The sequence below is a fragment of the Mycobacterium sp. TH-M103 genome (assembly GCF_057473785.1).
The window spans coordinates 15,064-33,636 of record NZ_JBYCLG010000208.1 but is presented as its reverse complement, the minus strand read 5'-3'; the positions used below and the strand labels follow the sequence as shown (position 1 = coordinate 33,636).

Below are 18,573 nucleotides of genomic sequence, written 5' to 3'. Positions count from 1 at the left end.
GGCGGTGCTGCCGTTCCACCGGTTCCACAGCGCCGACGGGGCGGCGATCGACTCGCTGCTGGGCCCGGAGATGAAGTCGACCGGCGAGGTCATGGGCATCGACCGCGACTTCGGCAGCGCCTTCGCCAAGAGCCAGACCGCCGCCTACGGCTCGCTGCCGTCGCGGGGCACCGTGTTCGTCTCGGTCGCCAACCGCGACAAGCGCTCGCTGGTGTTTCCCGTCAAGCGGCTGGCCGACCTCGGTTTCCGGGTGCTGGCAACCGAGGGGACCGCGGAGATGTTGCGCCGCAACGGCATCCCGTGCGACGAGGTGCGCAAGCACTTCGAGCCGCCGCAGCCGGGACGCCCGGAGGCCTCGGCGGTGGACGCCATCAAGGCCCGCGAGGTCGACATGGTGATCAACACGCCCTACGGCAACTCCGGCCCGCGTATCGACGGCTACGAGATCCGGTCGGTCGCGGTCGGGGTCAACATCCCCTGCGTCACCACGGTGCAGGGCGCGTCGGCGGCGGTGCAGGGCATCGAGGCCGGCATCCGCGGCGACATCGGGGTGCGCTGCCTGCAGGAACTGCACAGCACGCTCGGGCCCGGTAACGACCGGTGACCGGGTTCGGCGTCCGGCTGGCCACCGCGAAGGCGCAACGCGGGCCCCTGTGCCTGGGTATCGACCCGCATCCGGAACTGCTGCGGGCATGGGAGCTGCCGGTGACCGCCGACGGGCTGGCCGCGTTCTGCGACACCTGCGTCGAGGCGTTCGCCGGCTTCGCCGTCGTCAAACCGCAGGTGGCGTTCTTCGAGGCCTACGGCGCGGCCGGCTACGCGGTGCTCGAGCGCACCATCGCCGCGTTGCGGTCGGCGGGGGTGCTGGTGCTGGCCGCGCCAAGCGCGGCGACATCGGGACGACGATGGCCGCCTACGCGGCCGCGTGGGCGGGGGACTCGCCGCTGGCCGCCGACGCGGTGACGGCCTCGCCCTATCTGGGGTTCGGCTCGCTGCGGCCGCTGCTGGAGGCCGCCGCCGCCAATGACCGGGGGGTGTTCGTGCTGGCGGCGACGTCGAACCCGGAGGGCGCCACCGTCCAGCGTGCCGTCTTCGACGGTCGCGCCGTGGCCCAGCTGGTCATCGACCAGGCGGCCGTGCTGAACCGGGCCGTGGCGCCCTACGGCCCGGGCTACGTCGGCGTGGTGGTGGGGGCCACGGTCTTCGAGGCGCCCGATGTCAGCGCGCTGGGTGGGCCGGTGCTGGTGCCGGGAATCGGGGCGCAGGGCGGGCGACCGGAGGCGCTGGCCGGGCTGGGCGGGGCGCAACCGGGCCAGCTGCTGCCCGCGGTGTCACGGGAGGTGCTGCGGGCCGGGCCGGGCGTGGCGGAGCTGCGGGCGGCCGGCCAACGGATGCTCGAGGCCGTCGCGTACCTGGCGGCGCCCTAGCCGCGTCAGTCGGACCCGATCGCCGCGCCGGGATTGGCGGTCTCGACGATGACGTTGGTCGCCTTGACGACGGCCACGGTGACGGTGCCCGGCCGCAGCTGCAACTCCTGGGCGGCTTCGGTGCTCATCAACGACACCACGGTGAACGGGCCGCACTGCATCTCGACCTGCGTCATCACCCGGTCGCTGACGACCCTGGTGACCAGCCCGACGAACCGGTTGCGGGCCGAGCTGCCGATGCTGAGCGGGTCCGGTGGCGGGGTGGGTGCGTTGGTGCGCGCGAATTCGGCGAGATCCTCGCTGGCGATGACCTTGCGGCCGGCCGCGTCGTGGTCTACCGCGAGCGCGCCTTGGTTGATCCATCGCCGCACGGTGTCGTCGCTGACCCCCAGCAGCTCCGCCGCCTGGCGGATCCGCAGGTTCGGCACCGCTCGATGGTAGCCGATCGCCCCGCTGCCACGGCCGCAGCGCGTCCCAGCGGGGCGGCGCGTGAACCCGCCGCGACACGCGCGACACGCCACCCGAATGCGTGATTCACGGCATCGGTTGTCCGCCCGCCCGCCGCAGGTGGTCGCGGCGGGGCGGCCGGGCCGGGGCGCCGCGCCGTCGGGACGTGATCGCCGGGGGTAAAAGCCCAGCTAGAGGGCTTGGAAGCGGTCCGGACACCGGGGTGGCCGGAGGGCGCCCCGGTGCGGTGCGCGGGGCCCTGCCGGCCCCCTCCGGCAAGCCGCCCGACGGCCGCCGCGCCAGGTTTACGCTGGTCAGTTACCCGCTAAAGCGAGGGGGCGGGTTAGATTTCGTCAGGAAGCCTGAGTACGGTCGTCTGCGCTGGTTATAACCGGCAGAGACAAACCAGATCGATTGAGATTGATTGATCAGATACGGAGGAATTGTGGCCCTTCCCCAGTTGACCGACGAGCAGCGCGCGGCCGCGTTGGAGAAGGCGGCTGCCGCACGTCGAGCGCGCGCGGAACTCAAGGATCGGCTCAAGCGTGGCGGCACCAACCTGACCCAGGTGCTCAAGGACGCCGAGACCGATGAAGTCCTGGGCAAGATGAAGGTGTCTGCGCTGCTCGAGGCCTTGCCGAAGGTGGGCAAGGTCAAGGCGCAGGAGATCATGACCGAGCTCGAGATCGCGCCGACTCGGCGCCTGCGTGGGCTGGGTGATCGGCAGCGCAAGGCCCTGCTGGAAAAGTTCGGCTCCGCCTAGCCCGCGCCGACGATGCAGGCCGGAGGGCCTGTAGGCGCCGGCGAGGGACCGGACACCCGGCACGGGGTGCGCCGCGAGTCGGCGGGCCGCGTGGTCGTGCTGTCCGGTCCCTCGGCGGTCGGCAAGTCGACCGTGGTCCGGTGCCTGCGCGAGCGGATACCGGACCTGCATTTCAGCGTCTCGGCGACGACGCGAGCGCCCCGGCCGGGCGAGGTCGACGGCGTCGACTACCACTTCGTCAGCCCGGAACGCTTCCAGCGGCTGATCGACGACGGCGACCTGCTCGAATGGGCCGAGATCCACGGCGGGCTGCACCGGTCGGGCACCCCGGCCGGGCCGGTACGGGCGGCTGCCGCGGCCGGCGTCCCGGTGCTGATCGAGGTCGACCTGGCCGGCGCCAGGGCGGTCAAGAAGGCGATGCCCGAGGCCACCACCGTGTTCCTCGCCCCGCCGAGCTGGGAGGACCTGCGGGCCCGGCTGGTCGGCCGCGGCACCGAGACGCCCGAGGCGATACAGCGCCGCCTCGACACCGCCCGCGTCGAACTGGCCGCCCAAAACGACTTCGACACGGTGGTGGTGAACAGCCAATTGGAATCCGCGTGTGCGGAATTGGTATCCTTGCTGGTGGGAACCGCCCCGGGCCCGGCATAACCCGCCTGGCCACACCATATCGAGCCCCAAACCATCGAGCCCAAAAACTATCGAGCCCCGAGTTGCGAGCCGCTTTCGCACCGCTCTACGCCGCCAGGAGATTTTCTCACGTGAGTATTCCGCAGTCCGACGCGTCGCTGACCGCCGTCCCCGCCGGCGATCAGTTCGATCCCTCCGCAGGTGGTGAGCGCGTCTATGACACCCCGCTGGGCATCACCAACCCGCCCATCGACGAGTTGCTGGACCGCGTCTCGAGCAAGTACGCCCTGGTGATCTACGCGGCCAAGCGGGCCCGGCAGATCAACGACTACTACAACCAGCTCGGCGAGGGCATCCTCGAGTACGTCGGGCCGCTGGTCGAGCCCGGCCTGCAGGAGAAGCCGCTGTCCATCGCGCTGCGCGAGATCCACGCCGACCTGCTCGAGCACACCGAGGGCGAGTAGCTGGCAGGGCCGGGCGCGCTGTGGACCGCAAGCGGATCGTCGTCGGAGTCTCCGGTGGTATCGCCGCTTACAAGGCGTGCACCGTGGTTCGGCAGCTTTCCGAGGCCGGTCACTCCGTCCGGGTCCTCCCCACCGAGTCCGCGCTGCGTTTCGTCGGCGCCGCGACCTTCGAGGCCCTGTCCGGCCAGTCCGTGCACACCGGGGTCTTCGAGGACGTTCCCGACGTGCCGCACGTGCAGATCGGGCAGCAGGCCGACCTGGTCGTGGTGGCGCCCGCGACCGCGGACCTGCTCGCCCGCGCGGTGGCCGGACGCGCCGACGACCTGCTGACCGCGACCCTGCTCACCGCGCGCTGTCCGGTGTTGTTCGCCCCGGCGATGCACACCGAGATGTGGTTCCACCCGGCCACCGCCGACAACGTGTCCACCCTGCGTCGCCGCGGCGCCGTCGTGCTGGAACCCGCGGCCGGGCGCCTCACCGGCGCCGACAGCGGGACGGGCCGGCTGCCCGAAGCCGAAGAGATCACCACCCTGGCGCAGCTGCTGCTGGAGCGGCACGACGCGCTGCCCTACGACCTGGCCGGCCGCAAGGTGCTGGTGACGGCCGGGGGCACGCGGGAACCGATCGATCCTGTGCGCTTCATCGGCAACCGCAGCTCCGGCAAGCAGGGCTATGCCGTCGCGCGGGTCGCGGCGCAGCGCGGCGCCGAGGTCACCTTGATCGCCGGGCACACCGCGGGGCTGATCGATCCCGCCGGGGTCGAGGTCGTGCGGGTCAGCTCGGCGGAGCAGCTCGGCAACGCGGTGTCCAAGCACGCCCCCGCGGCCGACGTCCTGGTGATGGCGGCGGCCGTCGCCGACTTCCGGCCGGCGCAGGTCGCCGCCGCCAAGATCAAAAAGGGCGCCGACGATGAAGCCGGGCCGCCGGCGATCGAGCTGGTGCGCAACGACGACGTGCTGGCCGCCGCGGTGCGGGCGCGCGCCCACGGTGAGCTGCCCAACATGCGGGCCATCGTCGGGTTTGCCGCCGAGACCGGGGATGCCAACGGGGACGTGCTGTTCCACGCACGGGCGAAGCTCCGGCGCAAGAGCTGTGACCTGTTGGTTGTCAACGCCGTCGGGGAGGGCAGGGCCTTCGAGGTGGACAGCAACGACGGTTGGTTGCTGGCCTCCGACGGGACCGAGTCGGCGCTGGAGCACGGGTCCAAGACGTTGATGGCCAGTCGTATCGTTGATGCGATTGCCACTTTCCTGCGCGGCGAGGCCGGATAGCGCCCCCGAGCCGGGCCGGGCGGGCCTTGCCCGCCGGATCGGAGCGGGGGCCGGACGATATGATTCGATTAACTAATTAATGGGAAGGGATTGAGCACAGTGAGCGAAACGGGTCGGCTGTTTACCAGTGAGTCGGTGACCGAGGGACACCCGGACAAGATCTGCGACGCGATCAGCGACTCGATCCTGGACTCGCTGCTGGCCGCGGACCCGCGCTCACGCGTGGCCGTCGAGACGCTGGTCACCACCGGGCAGGTGCACGTGGTGGGCGAGGTGACGACGACGGCCAAGGAGGCGTTCGCCGACATCACCCAAACCGTTCGCGGGCGCATCCTGGAGATCGGCTACGACTCGTCGGACAAGGGCTTCGACGGGCTGACCTGCGGGGTCAACATCGGCATCGGCGCACAGTCACCCGACATCGCCCAGGGGGTCGATACCGCCCACGAGACGCGCGTCGAGGGTGCGGCTGACCCACTGGACGCCCAGGGCGCCGGCGACCAGGGCCTGATGTTCGGCTACGCGATCGCCGAGACGCCGGAGATGATGCCGCTGCCGATCGCGCTGGCGCACCGGCTGTCGCGGCGGCTGACCGAGGTCCGCAAAAGCGGGGTGCTGCCCTACCTGCGCCCGGACGGCAAGACGCAGGTCACCATCGCCTACGAGGGCAACACCCCGGTCCGCCTGGACACCGTGGTCATGTCGACCCAGCACGCCGCCGACGTCGACCTGGAGAACACCCTGACCCCCGACCTGCGGGAAAAGGTACTCAACACCGTGCTCAACGACCTGGCGCACGACACGCTGGACACGTCGTCGACGCGACTGCTGATCAACCCCACGGGCAAGTTCGTCCTCGGCGGCCCGATGGGCGACGCCGGGCTGACCGGCCGCAAGATCATCGTCGACACGTACGGCGGCTGGGCCCGCCACGGCGGCGGCGCGTTCTCGGGCAAGGACCCGTCGAAGGTGGACCGCTCCGCGGCGTACGCGATGCGCTGGGTGGCCAAGAACATCGTGGGTGCCGGCCTGGCGGAGCGCGTCGAGGTGCAGGTGGCCTACGCGATCGGCAAGGCCGCGCCTGTGGGCCTGTTCGTCGAGACCTTCGGTTCCGAGACGGTCGACCCGGTCAAGATCGAGAAGGCCATCGGTGAGGTGTTCGACCTGCGGCCCGGCGCGATCGTCCGCGACCTGGACCTGCTGCGCCCGATCTACGCGCAGACCGCCGCCTACGGCCACTTCGGCCGCACCGACGTCGAACTGCCGTGGGAGCGGCTCGACAAGGTCGACGCGCTGAAGGCCGCCATCTAGTTTCACTGCGAGCAGACGCCGGGTCGCACGAAACGCGTTGTTTGCCTGCGACTTTGCGTCTACTGGCGCGGACTAGGGTAGGGGATGGTCGGCGTCCAGCGCCGGCAGGCCGTCGATGCTGCGCCGGTTGCGGTCGAGGAGGCTGGCGAATTTCTCGTCGGTGGCCTTGGCGTGATGCGCGTCCAGGACCGGGCGTTCGTCGACGAGCTCGTAGTAGGGGACCGCGAACCCGCAGGCGTCGGCGATCCGCTCGACGTCGACGACGATCGCGGCCCGGACGCCCGCGTGCCGGTCGCCGAAATGCGCCAGCAGACCGTCGAATTCGGCGTCATCGGGTCGAACGACCCGTCCGGTGCCGAACAGCCGCAGGATTCGCGACGTGCGGGTGAACGAGGAGAACATCAGCGTGATCCGGCCGTTGTCGCGCAGGTGCGCGATGGTCTCCGCGCCGCTGCCGAACAGATCCAGGTACGCGACGGTGTGGTCGTCGAGCACCGCGAAGGTGTCCCGATACCCCTTGGGCGACAGATTGATTCGGCCCCCCTGGGAGGGGGCGGTGGCAACGAAGAACATCGCCTGCTCGGCGATGAACTCCCGGAGCGAGGCATCGAGGTGGGAAAACTCCTTTGCCACCCGTCGAGCGTAGCGCTACGCAGTGAAGCGGTAGTCGTCGAGCGGGAACAGCCGGCTGCGCCAGTAGGCCTCCACGGTGGTGGCCGGGCGCAGCGGGACGTCGCCGTTCTTGTCGAAGTAGTAGCTGTTGGCCAGCCGGCAGCTGTCCTGCCAGAAGACCTGGCGGTGCCGCTTGCGCAGCATCTCGGCGAAGTGGCGGGCGTTGGCCTCCTCGGTCACCTCGACGCGGGTCGCGCCGTCGCGGCGGGCCCGCAGCAGGCACCGCGCGATGTGATGCGTCTGGGCCTCGATCAGCGCGAAGTACGACGAGCCGACGTAGCCGTAGGGCCCGAACACGCTGAACAGGTTGGGAAAACGGGGGACGCTGCCTGGCTGGCCAGCCGCTGGGCGAGCCTGGCGCCGGGCACCCGCATCGCCGCGCGCACCGGCGCCGGCAGCGGGACGTCGAGCTTGGGAAAACACCAGATCGGCGTGCGCTGGAACACGGTGAGCCGCTCGACGATCGGTGCGATCTCGGGGATGACCTGCACTGCCGAGGCGCCGGTGCCGATGATCGCCACGCGCTTGCCGGCCAGGTCCTGCCCGTGGCCCCACCGCGCGGTGTGCATGGTGACCCCGGCGAAGGAGCCCACCCCGTCGATGTCGGGGAGCTTCGGCACGGTGAGCAACCCCGCTCGCGCTGATCAGGAACCGGGCGGTGATCTCGCCGCCGGGGTCCGTCTGGATGCGCCACAGCGACTGCTCGTCGTCGAAAGCGGCGGAAATCACCTTGGTGCCCAATCGGATCCGTGATCGCGGGCCGTATTTGTCGACGCAGTGTTCGGCGTAGGCCTTCAGCTCGCGGCCGCGCGCGTAGGTCCGCGACCAGCGCGGGCTCTGCTCGAAGGCTGGTAGGAGAACGACGGGATGTCCACGGCGATGCCGGGATAGGTGTTCCAGTGCCAGGTGCCACCCACCCCGTCGCCGGCTTCGACGACCAGGTAGTCCGGCAGGCCGGCCTTGTCGAGCTTGATCGCGGCGCCGATCCCGGAGAATCCGGCGCCGACGATCAGCGTCTGGAAGCCGGGGCTGGTCACGAGTTCCCGCCTACCCGTGCAGCGCCCTCTTGAGGGCGGCAAGACCGCGGTTGGTGGCCTCGGCGGCGGCGGGGATCACCATGGCGAAGCTGACGTAGCCGTGCACCAGGGTGGGTTCGTTGCTGTGCTCGACGGGCACCCCGGCGGCGGTGAGCAACTCGGCGTAGCGGGCCCCGTCGTCGCGCAGCGGGTCGTGCTCGGCGGTCCCGATGTAGGCCGGCGGCAACCCGGACAGATCGGTTGCGGCGGCCGGGGCGAACGTGACGGGCAGGGCCGCGGGATCGGTGATGTCGAGGTCGGGCAGATACCACGTCAGGAAGGCGTCGATGACCTCGAGGTCCAGCACCGGCGCGGTGGCGTTCTCGGTGAACGAGGGCAGCGACATGTCGGCGCACACCGTTGGGTACCACAGCAGCTGGAAGGCCAGTTCCGGCCCGGCATTGTCGCGGGCCAGGTGCGTCATCACCGCGGAGAGGTTGGCGCCCGCCGAGTCGCCGGCCACGGCGATGCGGTCGGGGTCGCCGCCGAGCTCGGCGGCGTTGTCGGCCACCCAGCGCAGCGCGGCCCAGCAGTCGTCGACGCCCGCCGGGAACGGGTGCTCGGGGGCCAGCCGGTAGTCGACGGACACCACGATGGCCTCCGCTCCGACGGCGTGGGCGCGGGCGACGGGGTCATGGGTGTCCAGGTCGCCGAGGCAGAACCCGCCGCCGTGGTAGAAGACGACGAGGGGCAGTGCGCGGTCGGTGGTGTCGGCGCCGGGCGGCCAGTAGATCCGCACGGGGATCCCGTCCAGATCGCCGTAGCCGACGGTCCGCTCCTCGACGCGTAGGTCGGGCAGCATCTCCGGGGGCACCGCGAGCTGCTTCAGCCGTGAGCGTGCGACCTCCACGCCGTCGGAAGCGCTGAATGTCATCGGGAACGCGTCGAGCAACGACTTGAACGTCGGGTCGATGCCGGGTCGGGCGATGGTCGGCTCTGTCATGGGTTTACCGTACGCATTTGGCCGCGGCTATGTGTGCAATGCCCGCCGCAGCGCTGCCAGGCCGCGGTCCAGCCCGGCGGTGGCGGCGGGCACCACGCCGGCGTAACCGAGGAACCCGTGCACCATCGTCTCGGCGTTGTGCACCTCGACGGGGACGCCGGCGGCGGCCAGCAGTTCGCCGTAGCGGATTCCGTCGTCGCGCAGCGGATCGTAGCCGGCGACGCCGATGTAGGCCGGCGGCAGCCCGGCCAGGTTGCCCGCACGCCCCGGCGCCATGCCCGGCGGGGGGTTGGCCATGTCGACATCGCCTGCGTACCAACGGGAGAACGCGGCGATGGCCTTGACGTCGAGGATCGGGGCGGCGGCGTTCTCGGTGAACGACGGCAGCGACGCATCCCACAGCGTGGAGGGGTACCACAGCAGCTGGAACGCCATCCGCGGGCCGCCCCGGTCCCGGCTCAGCTGGGCCAGCACCGCCGCGATGTTTCCGCCGGCCGAATCCCCGGCGACGGCCATCCGGCCGGCGTCGGCGCCTATTTCGGAGCCGCGCTCGGCGACCCACAGCGTTGCGGCCCAAGCGTCTTCGATCGCGGCGGGGTAGGGGTGCTCGGGCGCCAGCCGGTAGTCGACGGACACCACGATCGCGTCGGCGCCGACTGCGTGCTGGCGCGCCGTGCCGTCATGGGTGTCCAGGTCGCCCACAACGAAACCGCCGCCGTGGAAGAACATCACGACGGGCCGGGCGCCCCCGTCGGTTTCGGTTGCCGGCCAGTAGATCCGCACGCCGACCGGGCCCGCCGGTCCCGCAATCGTCCGGTCCTCGACGCGCAGCTCCGGGTGCACCGGCCGGCGCGGCAGGTCGCGGAACCGTTGCCGGGCCGCGTCGACGCCCTCCTCGGTCGATAGCCGGAACGGAACCGCATCCAGTACCTTCTGCAGGATGGGGTCGATTGCTGGTCTTTCGTCGGCTGTGTTGTCCAAGCTGGGCATGGAGGTACCGTACGCACCTCGGCTGGTGTCCGGCGGATGGGTGGTGGCGGGCTGGGCCGGCGTTGCCTACGGCGTCTATCTGACGGTGCTCGCGTTGCGCTCGCCGCCGGGGACCGAGCTGACCGGCCACTGGTTCATGCAGCCGCCGTTCAAGGCGCTGATGGCGGTGCTGCTGACCCTGGCCGCCGTCGGGCATCCCATCGTGCGGGAGCGGCGCTGGCTGATGCCGGCGCTGCTGTTGTCGGCCGTCGGCGACTGGCTGCTGGCGATCCCGTGGTGGACGCTGTCGTTCGTCGCGGGGCTGTCGGCGTTCATGTTGGCGCACTTGTGCTTTTTGGCCGCGCTGCTGCCGCTGGCGCGCTTGGCGCGGCCGACGCCGCCGCGCATCGCGGTTGCGGTCCTGGTCGGCCTCACGACGCTGGTGCTGCTGGCGTGGTTCTGGCCGCACCTGAGCCGCGACGACCTGCAGCTTCCGGTGACGGTCTACATCCTCGTCCTGACCGCGATGGTGTGCACGGCGCAGTTCGCGCGGCTGCCCACGATCTGGGCCGCGGTGGGGGCGCTGTGTTTTGCGGCGTCCGACTCGATGATCGGGATCGGCCGTTTCGTCCTGCACAACGAGGCGCTGGCGGTGCCGATCTGGTGGTCCTACGCCGCGGCGGAGATCTTGCTCAGCGCGGGGTTCTTCTTCGGCCGGGAGGAAGCCGCCGGCACCTGGACCGGCGACGGCGGGGTCGTCGACTGGCCCGCCGAACGCGCTGACTAGCAACGCTTTTGAGGGCATGAGAGGCCCGTGACCCCGAGCGCGCGCACGCCCGTCCAGGTGGAGCCGATCGCCCGGGTGCTGCCGATGCTGTCGGTGCCGCACCTGGATCGCGAGTTCGACTACCTGGTGTCGGCTGAGCAGTCCGACGACGCCCAGCCCGGAGTGCGGGTCCGGGTGCGGTTCCACGGGCGGCTGGTCGACGGGTTCGTGTTGGAGCGCCGCAACGACACCGATCACGCGGGCAAGCTCGGCTGGCTCGATCGGGTGGTGTCGGCCGAACAGGTGCTCACCCCCGAGATCCGTCGTCTGGTCGACGCGGTGGCTGCCCGCTACGCCGGTACCCGGCCGGACGTGTTGCGGCTGGCGGTCCCGGCGCGCCACGCCCGGGTGGAACGGGAAACCCGCGAACCCCGGGCCGTCCCGGCCGGGCCGGCGCCGGTCGACCCGGCGGGCTGGGACACCTACGGCCGCGGCGCGCAGTTCCTGGGTGCCCTGGGTGAGGCGCGTGCCGCCCGCGCGGTGTGGCAGGCGCTCCCGGGGGAGGCGTGGGCGGACCGATTCGCCGAGGCCGCCGCGCAGAGCGTCCGCGCCGGCCGGGCGGTGCTGGCCATCGTCCCCGACCAGCGGGATCTGGACGCGCTGTGGGCGGCCGCGACGGCCCTGATCGATGAGGGCAGCGTGGTGGCACTTTCGGCGGGCCTGGGACCGGCCGCCCGGTATCGGCGCTGGCTGGCGGCGCTGCGGGGCACCGCGCGGCTGGTGATCGGCACCCGCAGCGCGGTGTTCGCGCCGCTGAGCGACCTGGGCCTGGTCATGGTGTGGGCCGACGCCGACGACAGCCTCGCCGAACCGCGCGCGCCCTACCCGCACGCCCGCGAGGTGGCGATGTTGCGGGCCCACCTGGCGCGCTGCGCGGCGCTGATCGGCGGCTACGCCCGGACCGCCGAAGCCCACGCGCTGGTGCGCAGCGGATGGGCGCACGACATCGTGGCGGCGCGGCCGGTGGTGCGTGCTCGCACCCCGCGGGTGGTAGCCCTCGACGACAGCGGCTACGAGGACGAACGCGATCCCGCGGCCCGCACCGCGCGCATTCCCTCGGTGGCGCTGCGCGCCGCGCGCTCGTCGCTGCAGGCCGGCGCTCCGGTGCTGGTGCAGGTGCCGCGGCGGGGTTACGTCCCATCGCTGGCCTGCGGCCGCTGCCGCGCCATCGCCCGGTGCCGGCACTGCACCGGGCCCCTTTCCCTGGCGGAGTCACCGGGGCGGTCGTGGCAGCAGGCCGGGCCGACTGCCGTGTGCCGCTGGTGCGGCCGCGCCGAGCCCGCGCTGCGGTGCGCCCGCTGCGGCTCGGTTTCGGTGCGCGCGGTGGTGGTCGGCGCGCGGCGCACCGCCGAGGAACTCGGCCGCGCCTTCGCCGGCACGCCTGTCGTCACCTCGGCCGGCGACGCCATCGTGGCGGAGGTCGCCGCCGGCCCGGCCCTGGTCGTGGCCACCCCGGGCGCCGAACCCGTTGCACCCGGTGGGTACGGGGCGGCGCTGCTGCTCGACACCTGGGCGTTGCTGGGTCGGCAGGACCTGCGCGCCGCAGAGGACGCTCTGTGGCGGTGGATGACGGCCGCCGCGCTGGTCCGCGCCCGCGACGCCGGCGGGGTGGTGGCGGTGGTCGCCGAGTCGTCCATCCCGACGGTGCAGTCGCTGATTCGCTGGGATCCGGTCGGCCACGCCGAGGCCGAACTCACGGCCAGGGCCGAAGTCGGTCTGCCGCCCAGCGTGCACATGGCCGCGATCGACGGCGCACCGGGAGCGGTCGCGGCGTTGCTCGACGAGGCCCGCCTGCCCGCGGGGGCCGATTTGCTCGGCCCGGTTGAGCTGCCGCCCGGCGTGCGCCGCCCCCCGGGCACCCCCGCCGACGTACCGGTGACCAGGATGTTGGTGCGGGTGCCCCGCGAGCAGGTCCTGCAGTTGGCGGCGAGCCTGCGCCGCGGCGTCAGCGTGCTCAGTGCCCGGCAAACCCACCAACCGGTGCGGGTGCAGATCGACCCGCTGCATATCGGCTAGCGCAAATCATATCCCAGGGTGATAGTTGGGTTAGGAAACTATGCGTAAGTACGAATGTGGGGCGCTGTTACACTTCTACTTTTTCAGCCCGCGGCGGCCCGTAGGAACAGTCGGAAGAGGGTGGCACGATGGCACAGGACGACATGACGACCGCCGAAGAGTCACTGGATGTGATCACCGATGCGTTGCTGACGGCGTCTCGCCTCCTGGTAGCCATATCGGCCCGCTCGATCGGGCGCGTCGACGAGACCATCACCATCTCCCAGTTCCGCACCCTGGTGATCCTGTCCAACCGGGGCCCGGTCAATCTGGCCACGCTGGCCGGTTTGCTCGGCGTGCAACCGTCGGCGACCGGCCGGATGGTCGACCGGCTCGTCGCCGCGGGGCTCATCGACCGGCTGCCGCACCCGACGTCGCGGCGCGAGCTGCTGGCCGCGCTGACCAAACGTGGCCGCGAGGTCGTTCGCCGGGTCACCGCCTACCGGCGCGCCGAGATCGCCGCCATCGTGGAGAAGATGCCGCCCCCGGAGCGCCACGGCCTGGTGCGGGCCCTGACGGCGTTCACCACGGCCGGCGGGGAGCCCGACGCCCACCTCGACGTCGAGATCGACCTGTAGGACGAACCGCCGCGACTCAACGCTTTTCGGCGGTGACCAGCAAATACTCCCACTGCATCGCGCCGTCGGCGAGGTATTGCCGTGCCAGTTCGATGAGCTGGGCGTCGAGTTCCTCGGTCAGCACCGGGTTGTGCCCGATGTTGGCGTAGGCCTCGATCGTCGGGCCGTAGTGGTTCTTGAAGTAGTCGTGCACCGACTCGGCACTGGTGAATCGCCTGACCTCCAGCAGTCCGCGCGTCGCCGTGACGGCCTGCACGCGGTCGCCGAACAGCCCGCCGACGTAGCGTTCCCGTCCCCACAGCGCGGCGGGGAACACCGCCGGCGACAGGCACGGCCGGTAGGGCCTGATCGTGGCCAACATCCGGCCGAAGAAGCCTTCGGGGGTCCAGCTGATGACGCCGATCTTTCCGCCGGGACGGCAGACGCGGACCATCTCGTCGGCAGCGCGCTGATGCTGCGGCGCGAACTGCACACCGATCGCCGAGATCACCGCGTCGAAGGTGCCGTCGCCGAAGGGCAGCGCGTGCGCGTTGGCCTCGCGGTAGTCCAGCGTGAGGCCCTGGGCGGCGGCCCTGGACCGGGACCGCTGCAACAACTCGGGGGTCAGGTCGGTGGACACGACCGCGGCACCGGACTTGGCGGCGGGCAGCGAGATGTTGCCCGAGCCGGCCGCGACGTCGAGGACACGGACGCCCGGCCCCAGACCGGTCGCGGCCACCAGGACGGGGCCCAGGGGCGCCATGACCTCCTCGGCCATCAGGGCGTAGTCGCCCAGAGCCCACACCGCCCGGTGCGTAGACGCCAGTGCGTGGTCATCGGGGATGGTGGTGTCGAGAGTCATCAGACCTCCTTCAGGGTTAAGGAAAGGGCTGCGTACTCGACTTCGTCGTCGCTAGCACCGCAGTGCGGTCAGGCCGGCCCGACTCTAACCGCTAGAAATAGTATGCATCAGAAATAGTCTACGCGCGCAAGTGAAAGCACCGCGGTGTTCTTCCCTACACTGTGCGCGTGCGCCTCGTCTTCGCCGGCACCCCCGAACCCGCGCTGCCCGCGCTGCGCCGCCTCCTCGACTCGCCCCGGCACGAGGTGGCCGCCGTGCTGACCAGGCCCGACGCCGCGTCCGGCCGGCGCGGCAAACCGGAACCCTCGCCGGTGGCCCGCGAGGCGCTGGACCGCGGCATCCCGGTGCTGCGGCCCGCGCGGCCCAACTCCGCGGAGTTCGTCGCCGAGCTGGCCGAGCTGGCGCCGGAGTGTTGCCCGGTGGTGGCCTACGGCGCGCTGCTGCGCGAGGACCTGCTCGCGGTGCCCGCGCACGGTTGGGTCAACCTGCACTTCTCGCTACTGCCCGCGTGGCGCGGCGCGGCGCCGGTGCAGGCCGCGATCGCCGCGGGCGACGCCATCACCGGCGCGACCACCTTTCGGATCGAGCCCAGCCTGGATTCCGGGCCCGTCTACGGTGTCGTCACCGAGACGATCCGGCCGGCCGACACCGCCGGGGACCTGCTCGAACGCCTCGCCCTCTCGGGTGCGGCGCTGCTGTCGGCGACCCTGGACGGCATCGCCGACGGAACGCTGACGCCCCGGCCGCAACCGGCCGAGGGGGTCAGCCTGGCGCCGAAGATCACCGTCGAGCAGGCCCGGGTGCGCTGGGATCTGCCGGCGCCGGTGGTGGAGCGGCGCATCCGCGCCGTCACACCCAGCCCGGGCGCCTGGACGCTGATCGGCGGCCTGCGCATCAAACTCGGACCGGTGCTCCTCGCCGCCGACGCGCCGAAACCGTTGTCGCCGGGCGTCGTTCACGTTGACCGTAAAGGTGTCTGGGTCGGTACCGGCACCGAGCCGGTGCGGCTCGGCCGGATCCAGCCGCCCGGCAAGAAACTCATGGACGCGGTCGACTGGGCGCGGGGAGCCCGGCTCGACCCCGCCGCGCGGGCGTCATGACCCCGCCCCCGCAACGGCGCCGGCCGCGCCGCCGGCCGCTGGACCCGGCGCGCGCCGCCGCGTTCGAGGTGCTGCGCGGGGTGAGCCAGCGCGACGCGTATGCGAACCTGGCCCTGCCCGCGCTGCTGCGGGAACGCGGTATCACCGGGCGCGACGCCGCGTTCGCCACCGAGCTGACCTACGGCACCTGCCGCACCCGGGGCCTGCTCGACGCGATCATCGGTGCGGCGGCCGGGCGTTCGCCGGACGCGATCGATCCGGTGCTGCTCGACCTGCTGCGCTTCGGCGCCTATCAACTGCTGCGCACCCGCGTCGACGCGCACGCCGCGGTGTCCACCACCGTCGAACAGGCGGGCATCGAATTCGATTCCGCGCGAGCGGGTTTCGTCAACGCCGTGCTGCGCACCATCTCCGGCCGCGACGAGAAGTCCTGGACCGACGAGCTGGCTCCCGACCCGGCCAAGGATCCGGTCGGGCATGCTGCGTTCGTGCACGCCCACCCCCGCTGGATCGCGCAGGCCTTCGCCGACGCGCTGGGCGCGGCCGCCGGGGAACTCGAGGCGGTGCTGGCCAGCGACGACGAACGGCCCCAGGTGCACCTGGCGGCCCGCCCCGGTGTGCTGACCGCCGCCGAGCTTGCCGAGGAGGTGAGCGGCACCGCCGGGCGGTATTCGCCGTACGCGGTGTATCTGCCGGGCGGGGACCCCGGCGGGCTGGCGCCGGTGCGCGAGGGCGTCGCGCTGGTCCAGGACGAGGGCAGCCAGCTGGTGGCCCGCGCGCTTGCGTTGGCGCCGGTCGACGGTGACACCGGCCGGTGGCTGGACCTGTGCGCGGGGCCGGGCGGCAAGACGGCGCTGCTGGCCGCGTTGGGCGCCGCCGGGGCGGGGGCCCGCGTGACGGCGGTGGAGCCGTCGCCGCGGCGTGCCGACCTGGTCGCCGAGAACACCCGCGGCCTGCCGGTGGACGTGGTGCGGGCCGACGGGCGGGAGACGGGTCTGCAGCCGGGCTTCGACCGGGTGCTCGTCGACGCGCCCTGCACCGGGCTGGGTGCCCTGCGGCGTCGCCCGGAGGCGCGGTGGCGGCGGCAGCCGGCCGACGTGCCGGTCCTGGCCAAGCTGCAGCGCGAGCTGCTGGCCGCCGCGATCGCGCTGACCCGCCCCGGCGGTGTGGTCCTTTATGCGACGTGTTCGCCGCACCTGGCCGAAACCGTGGGCGTGGTCGCCGACGCGCTGCGACGCCATCCGGTGAGCGCGGTGGACACCCGGCCGCTGTTCGATCCCGTCCCGGCGCTCGGTGATGGCCCGCACGTGCAGCTCTGGCCGCACCGGCACGGCACCGACGCGATGTTCGCCGCCGCGCTGCGCCGCGAGGCGGGGTAGCGCGGCGGCGACAAGACGACCCGGCCGCCGCCGCGCTGCGCGGGCTGACGTGAGAGCAAGCGCGAGGCTGCGTAATCTGTCGCTCATGCCTCGCTTCACGGGACAGTCCGAAAGGCCCTGGATCGCACCGTCGATCCTGGCCGCCGATTTCGCGCGGCTCGCCGACGAGGCGGCGGCCGTGCCCGGCGCCGACTGGTTGCACGTCGACGTGATGGACAACCACTTCGTCCCGAACCTCACGATCGGTCTGCCGGTCGTGGAACACCTGCTGGCCGCCACCACCATCCCGATGGACTGCCACCTGATGATCGACAATCCCGATCGCTGGGCGCCCCCGTACGCCGAGGCCGGCGCGCACAACGTGACGTTCCACGCCGAGGCCACCGACAACCCGGTCGGGGTGGCCCGCGACATCCGCGCCGCCGGCGCCAAGGCGGGCATCGGCGTCAAGCCGAAAACGCCGCTGGATCCCTACCTGGAGATCCTGCCGCACTTCGACACGCTCCTCATCATGTCGGTGGAGCCGGGATTCGGCGGTCAGCGGTTCATCCCCGAGGTGCTCGGGAAGGTGCGCGCGGTGCGCAAGATGGTCGACGCGGGGGAGTTGGCCATCCTGCTCGAGATCGACGGCGGCATCAACGAGGACACGATCGAGCAGGCCGCCGAGGCCGGCGTCGACTGCTTTGTCGCGGGTTCGGCGGTGTACGGCGCCGACGACCCGGAGGCCGCGCTGGAGGCACTGCGGCAGCGGGCCGGCGCCGCGTCCCCGCACCTGCGCGCGCCGAAGAACTCATGAGCGGCGAACAGGTCAAGAACCTCGACGAGGCCATGCGGCTGGCGATCGAGCAGTCCTATCTGGTCAAGGGCAACACCTACCCGAACCCGCCGGTCGGGGCCGTGATCATCGACCGCGAGGGCCATGTCGTCGGCGTCGGCGCGACCGAGCCGGCCGGGGGCGACCACGCCGAGGTGGTGGCGCTGCGCCGGGCCGGCGGACTGGCGGCCGGCGGCATCGCGGTGGTGACGCTCGAGCCGTGCAACCACTTCGGGAAGACCCCGCCGTGCGTGAATGCCCTCGTCGAGGCGCGGGTGGGCGCGGTGGTCTACGCGGTCACCGATCCGAACGGGATCGCCGGGGGTGGTGCGGGCCGGCTGCAGGCGGCCGGCGTGCAGGTGCAGTCCGGCGTGCTGGCCGATCAGGTGGCGGGCGGGCCGCTGCGCGAATGGCTCTATAAGCAGCGCACCGGGTTGCCGCACGTGACCTGGAAGTACGCCAGCAGCGTCGACGGGCGCAGCGCCGCCGCCGATGGAACGAGCCGGTGGATCTCCAGCGACGCCTCTCGCCTGGACCTGCATCGCCGCCGCGCCACCGCCGACACGATCGTGGTCGGCACCGGCACGGTGCTGTCCGACGACCCCGCGCTCACCGCGCGGGCCCCCGACGGCACGCTGGCGGGGCGGCAACCGCTGCGGGTGGTGGTGGGCATGCGCGCCCTGCCGTCGGAGGCGAAGGTGCTCAACGACGACTCGCGCACCATGCTGATTCGCACCCACGACCCGATGGAGGTGCTCAAGGCGGTGTCCGACCGCACCGACGTGCTGCTGGAGGGGGGCCCCACGCTGGCCGGCGCGTTCCTGCGGGCCGGGCTGGTCAACCGAATCCTCGTCTACCTGGCGCCGATCCTGCTGGGTGGACCCGTCACCGCGGTCGACGACGTGGGGGTGCCGAGCATCGCGCGGGCGCTGCGCTGGCAGTTCGACGGGATCGACCGGGCGGGACCCGATCTGCTGCTGAGTCTGGTGCCGCGCGGCGACTGACCG

General features: G+C 72.0%; 17 protein-coding genes and 3 pseudogenes. 14 read left to right on the top strand and 6 right to left on the bottom strand.

Features of this window, described 5'->3' with window-relative positions:
- Positions 1-604: pseudogene (carB, locus tag AC2VOR_RS11905) on the top strand (carbamoyl-phosphate synthase large subunit); the annotation flags it as partial.
- Positions 601-1,427, top strand: a pseudogene (gene pyrF / locus AC2VOR_RS11900) (orotidine-5'-phosphate decarboxylase). The pseudogenes carB and pyrF, both read left to right, overlap by 4 nt.
- Before the next feature lie 5 nt (positions 1,428-1,432).
- On the opposite strand, the gene AC2VOR_RS11895 reads toward pyrF, so the two are convergent.
- Complete coding sequence (locus tag AC2VOR_RS11895) at positions 1,433-1,855, bottom strand: TOBE domain-containing protein (protein WP_369739183.1); 423 nt, start codon at positions 1,853-1,855, stop codon at positions 1,433-1,435.
- Positions 1,856-2,319: 464 nt separating this feature from the next.
- On the opposite strand from AC2VOR_RS11895, the gene mihF reads away from it, so the two are divergent.
- The 5 genes from mihF to metK all read left to right on the top strand — a co-directional run bounded on the left by mihF (position 2,320) and on the right by metK (position 6,313).
- Entirely contained in the window at positions 2,320-2,637 is a 318-nt protein-coding gene (mihF, locus tag AC2VOR_RS11890; protein WP_015355818.1) for an integration host factor, actinobacterial type, read from the top strand.
- 12 nt (positions 2,638-2,649) lie between these two features.
- A complete protein-coding gene (gmk, locus tag AC2VOR_RS11885; protein ID WP_486963844.1) occupies positions 2,650-3,288 on the top strand; it encodes a guanylate kinase in 639 nt (212 codons plus the stop codon).
- A 110-nt stretch (positions 3,289-3,398) separates the two neighbouring features.
- Complete coding sequence (gene rpoZ, locus AC2VOR_RS11880; RefSeq protein WP_369739181.1) at positions 3,399-3,731, top strand: DNA-directed RNA polymerase subunit omega; 333 nt, start codon at positions 3,399-3,401, stop codon at positions 3,729-3,731.
- Positions 3,732-3,751: 20 nt separating this feature from the next.
- On the top strand, positions 3,752-5,002 hold the full coding sequence (gene coaBC, locus AC2VOR_RS11875; RefSeq protein WP_369739180.1) for a bifunctional phosphopantothenoylcysteine decarboxylase/phosphopantothenate--cysteine ligase CoaBC: 1,251 nt from the start codon (positions 3,752-3,754) through the stop codon (positions 5,000-5,002).
- A 99-nt stretch (positions 5,003-5,101) separates the two neighbouring features.
- A complete protein-coding gene (metK, locus tag AC2VOR_RS11870) occupies positions 5,102-6,313 on the top strand; it encodes a methionine adenosyltransferase (protein ID WP_486963843.1) in 1,212 nt (403 codons plus the stop codon).
- A 72-nt stretch (positions 6,314-6,385) separates the two neighbouring features.
- Here metK and AC2VOR_RS11865 read toward each other — a convergent pair whose 3' ends face one another.
- The 4 genes and pseudogenes from AC2VOR_RS11865 to AC2VOR_RS11850 form a co-directional block, all read right to left on the bottom strand.
- Positions 6,386-6,946 (bottom strand): pyridoxamine 5'-phosphate oxidase family protein, encoded by a 561-nt coding sequence (locus AC2VOR_RS11865; protein ID WP_486963842.1) that lies wholly within the window; start codon positions 6,944-6,946, stop codon positions 6,386-6,388.
- A 15-nt stretch (positions 6,947-6,961) separates the two neighbouring features.
- Positions 6,962-8,022: pseudogene (locus tag AC2VOR_RS11860) on the bottom strand (flavin-containing monooxygenase).
- A 10-nt stretch (positions 8,023-8,032) separates the two neighbouring features.
- Positions 8,033-9,004 carry an alpha/beta hydrolase gene (locus AC2VOR_RS11855; RefSeq protein WP_369739177.1) on the bottom strand — a complete coding sequence of 324 codons (972 nt, stop codon included), beginning with the start codon at positions 9,002-9,004 and terminating at the stop codon, positions 8,033-8,035.
- A gap of 27 nt (positions 9,005-9,031) precedes the next feature.
- Complete coding sequence (locus tag AC2VOR_RS11850) at positions 9,032-9,994, bottom strand: alpha/beta hydrolase (protein WP_486963841.1); 963 nt, start codon at positions 9,992-9,994, stop codon at positions 9,032-9,034.
- Between AC2VOR_RS11850 and AC2VOR_RS11845 the strand changes: the two genes are divergently transcribed.
- The 3 genes from AC2VOR_RS11845 to AC2VOR_RS11835 all read left to right on the top strand — a co-directional run bounded on the left by AC2VOR_RS11845 (position 9,993) and on the right by AC2VOR_RS11835 (position 13,432).
- A complete protein-coding gene (locus AC2VOR_RS11845) occupies positions 9,993-10,760 on the top strand; it encodes a lysoplasmalogenase (protein ID WP_369739175.1) in 768 nt (255 codons plus the stop codon). The two genes, AC2VOR_RS11850 and AC2VOR_RS11845, sit on opposite strands and share 2 nt — an antisense overlap.
- A gap of 84 nt (positions 10,761-10,844) precedes the next feature.
- Positions 10,845-12,815, top strand: coding sequence for a primosomal protein N' (locus AC2VOR_RS11840; protein WP_486963848.1), 1,971 nt, complete (start codon positions 10,845-10,847; stop codon positions 12,813-12,815).
- 128 nt (positions 12,816-12,943) lie between these two features.
- Complete coding sequence (locus AC2VOR_RS11835; protein WP_369739174.1) at positions 12,944-13,432, top strand: MarR family winged helix-turn-helix transcriptional regulator; 489 nt, start codon at positions 12,944-12,946, stop codon at positions 13,430-13,432.
- Between the two features lie 16 nt (positions 13,433-13,448).
- On the opposite strand, the gene AC2VOR_RS11830 is transcribed toward AC2VOR_RS11835, so the two are convergent.
- Positions 13,449-14,273 (bottom strand): class I SAM-dependent methyltransferase, encoded by an 825-nt coding sequence (locus tag AC2VOR_RS11830; protein ID WP_486963840.1) that lies wholly within the window; start codon positions 14,271-14,273, stop codon positions 13,449-13,451.
- 167 nt (positions 14,274-14,440) lie between these two features.
- On the opposite strand from AC2VOR_RS11830, the gene fmt reads away from it, so the two are divergent.
- The 4 genes from fmt to ribD all read left to right on the top strand — a co-directional run bounded on the left by fmt (position 14,441) and on the right by ribD (position 18,570).
- Positions 14,441-15,373 (top strand): methionyl-tRNA formyltransferase, encoded by a 933-nt coding sequence (gene fmt, locus AC2VOR_RS11825; RefSeq protein ID WP_486963839.1) that lies wholly within the window; start codon positions 14,441-14,443, stop codon positions 15,371-15,373.
- Positions 15,370-16,752 (top strand): RsmB/NOP family class I SAM-dependent RNA methyltransferase, encoded by a 1,383-nt coding sequence (locus AC2VOR_RS11820; RefSeq protein WP_486963838.1) that lies wholly within the window; start codon positions 15,370-15,372, stop codon positions 16,750-16,752. The genes fmt and AC2VOR_RS11820 overlap by 4 nt, the downstream gene beginning before the upstream one ends.
- 85 nt (positions 16,753-16,837) lie before the next feature.
- On the top strand, positions 16,838-17,548 hold the full coding sequence (gene rpe, locus AC2VOR_RS11815; protein WP_486963837.1) for a ribulose-phosphate 3-epimerase: 711 nt from the start codon (positions 16,838-16,840) through the stop codon (positions 17,546-17,548).
- Positions 17,545-18,570, top strand: coding sequence for a bifunctional diaminohydroxyphosphoribosylaminopyrimidine deaminase/5-amino-6-(5-phosphoribosylamino)uracil reductase RibD (gene ribD, locus AC2VOR_RS11810; protein WP_486963836.1), 1,026 nt, complete (start codon positions 17,545-17,547; stop codon positions 18,568-18,570). The genes rpe and ribD overlap by 4 nt, the downstream gene beginning before the upstream one ends.
- Positions 18,571-18,573 lie beyond the last annotated feature (3 nt).

Excerpts from the sequence above, each read along its gene's own strand:
- gmk (WP_486963844.1), top strand. The coding sequence starts at position 2,650 with ATGCAGGCCGGAGGGCCTGTAGGCGCCGGCGAGGGACCGGACACCCGG.
- AC2VOR_RS11855 (WP_369739177.1), bottom strand. The coding sequence starts at position 9,004 with ATGACAGAGCCGACCATCGCCCGACCCGGCATCGACCCGACGTTCAAG.
- AC2VOR_RS11845 (WP_369739175.1), top strand. The coding sequence starts at position 9,993 with ATGGAGGTACCGTACGCACCTCGGCTGGTGTCCGGCGGATGGGTGGTG.
- AC2VOR_RS11850 (WP_486963841.1), bottom strand. The coding sequence starts at position 9,994 with ATGCCCAGCTTGGACAACACAGCCGACGAAAGACCAGCAATCGACCCC.
- AC2VOR_RS11840 (WP_486963848.1), top strand. The coding sequence starts at position 10,845 with ATGCTGTCGGTGCCGCACCTGGATCGCGAGTTCGACTACCTGGTGTCG.
- AC2VOR_RS11835 (WP_369739174.1), top strand. The coding sequence starts at position 12,944 with ATGGCACAGGACGACATGACGACCGCCGAAGAGTCACTGGATGTGATC.
- AC2VOR_RS11830 (WP_486963840.1), bottom strand. The coding sequence starts at position 14,273 with ATGACTCTCGACACCACCATCCCCGATGACCACGCACTGGCGTCTACG.
- AC2VOR_RS11820 (WP_486963838.1), top strand. The coding sequence starts at position 15,370 with ATGACCCCGCCCCCGCAACGGCGCCGGCCGCGCCGCCGGCCGCTGGAC.
- rpe (WP_486963837.1), top strand. The coding sequence starts at position 16,838 with ATGCCTCGCTTCACGGGACAGTCCGAAAGGCCCTGGATCGCACCGTCG.
- ribD (WP_486963836.1), top strand. The coding sequence starts at position 17,545 with ATGAGCGGCGAACAGGTCAAGAACCTCGACGAGGCCATGCGGCTGGCG.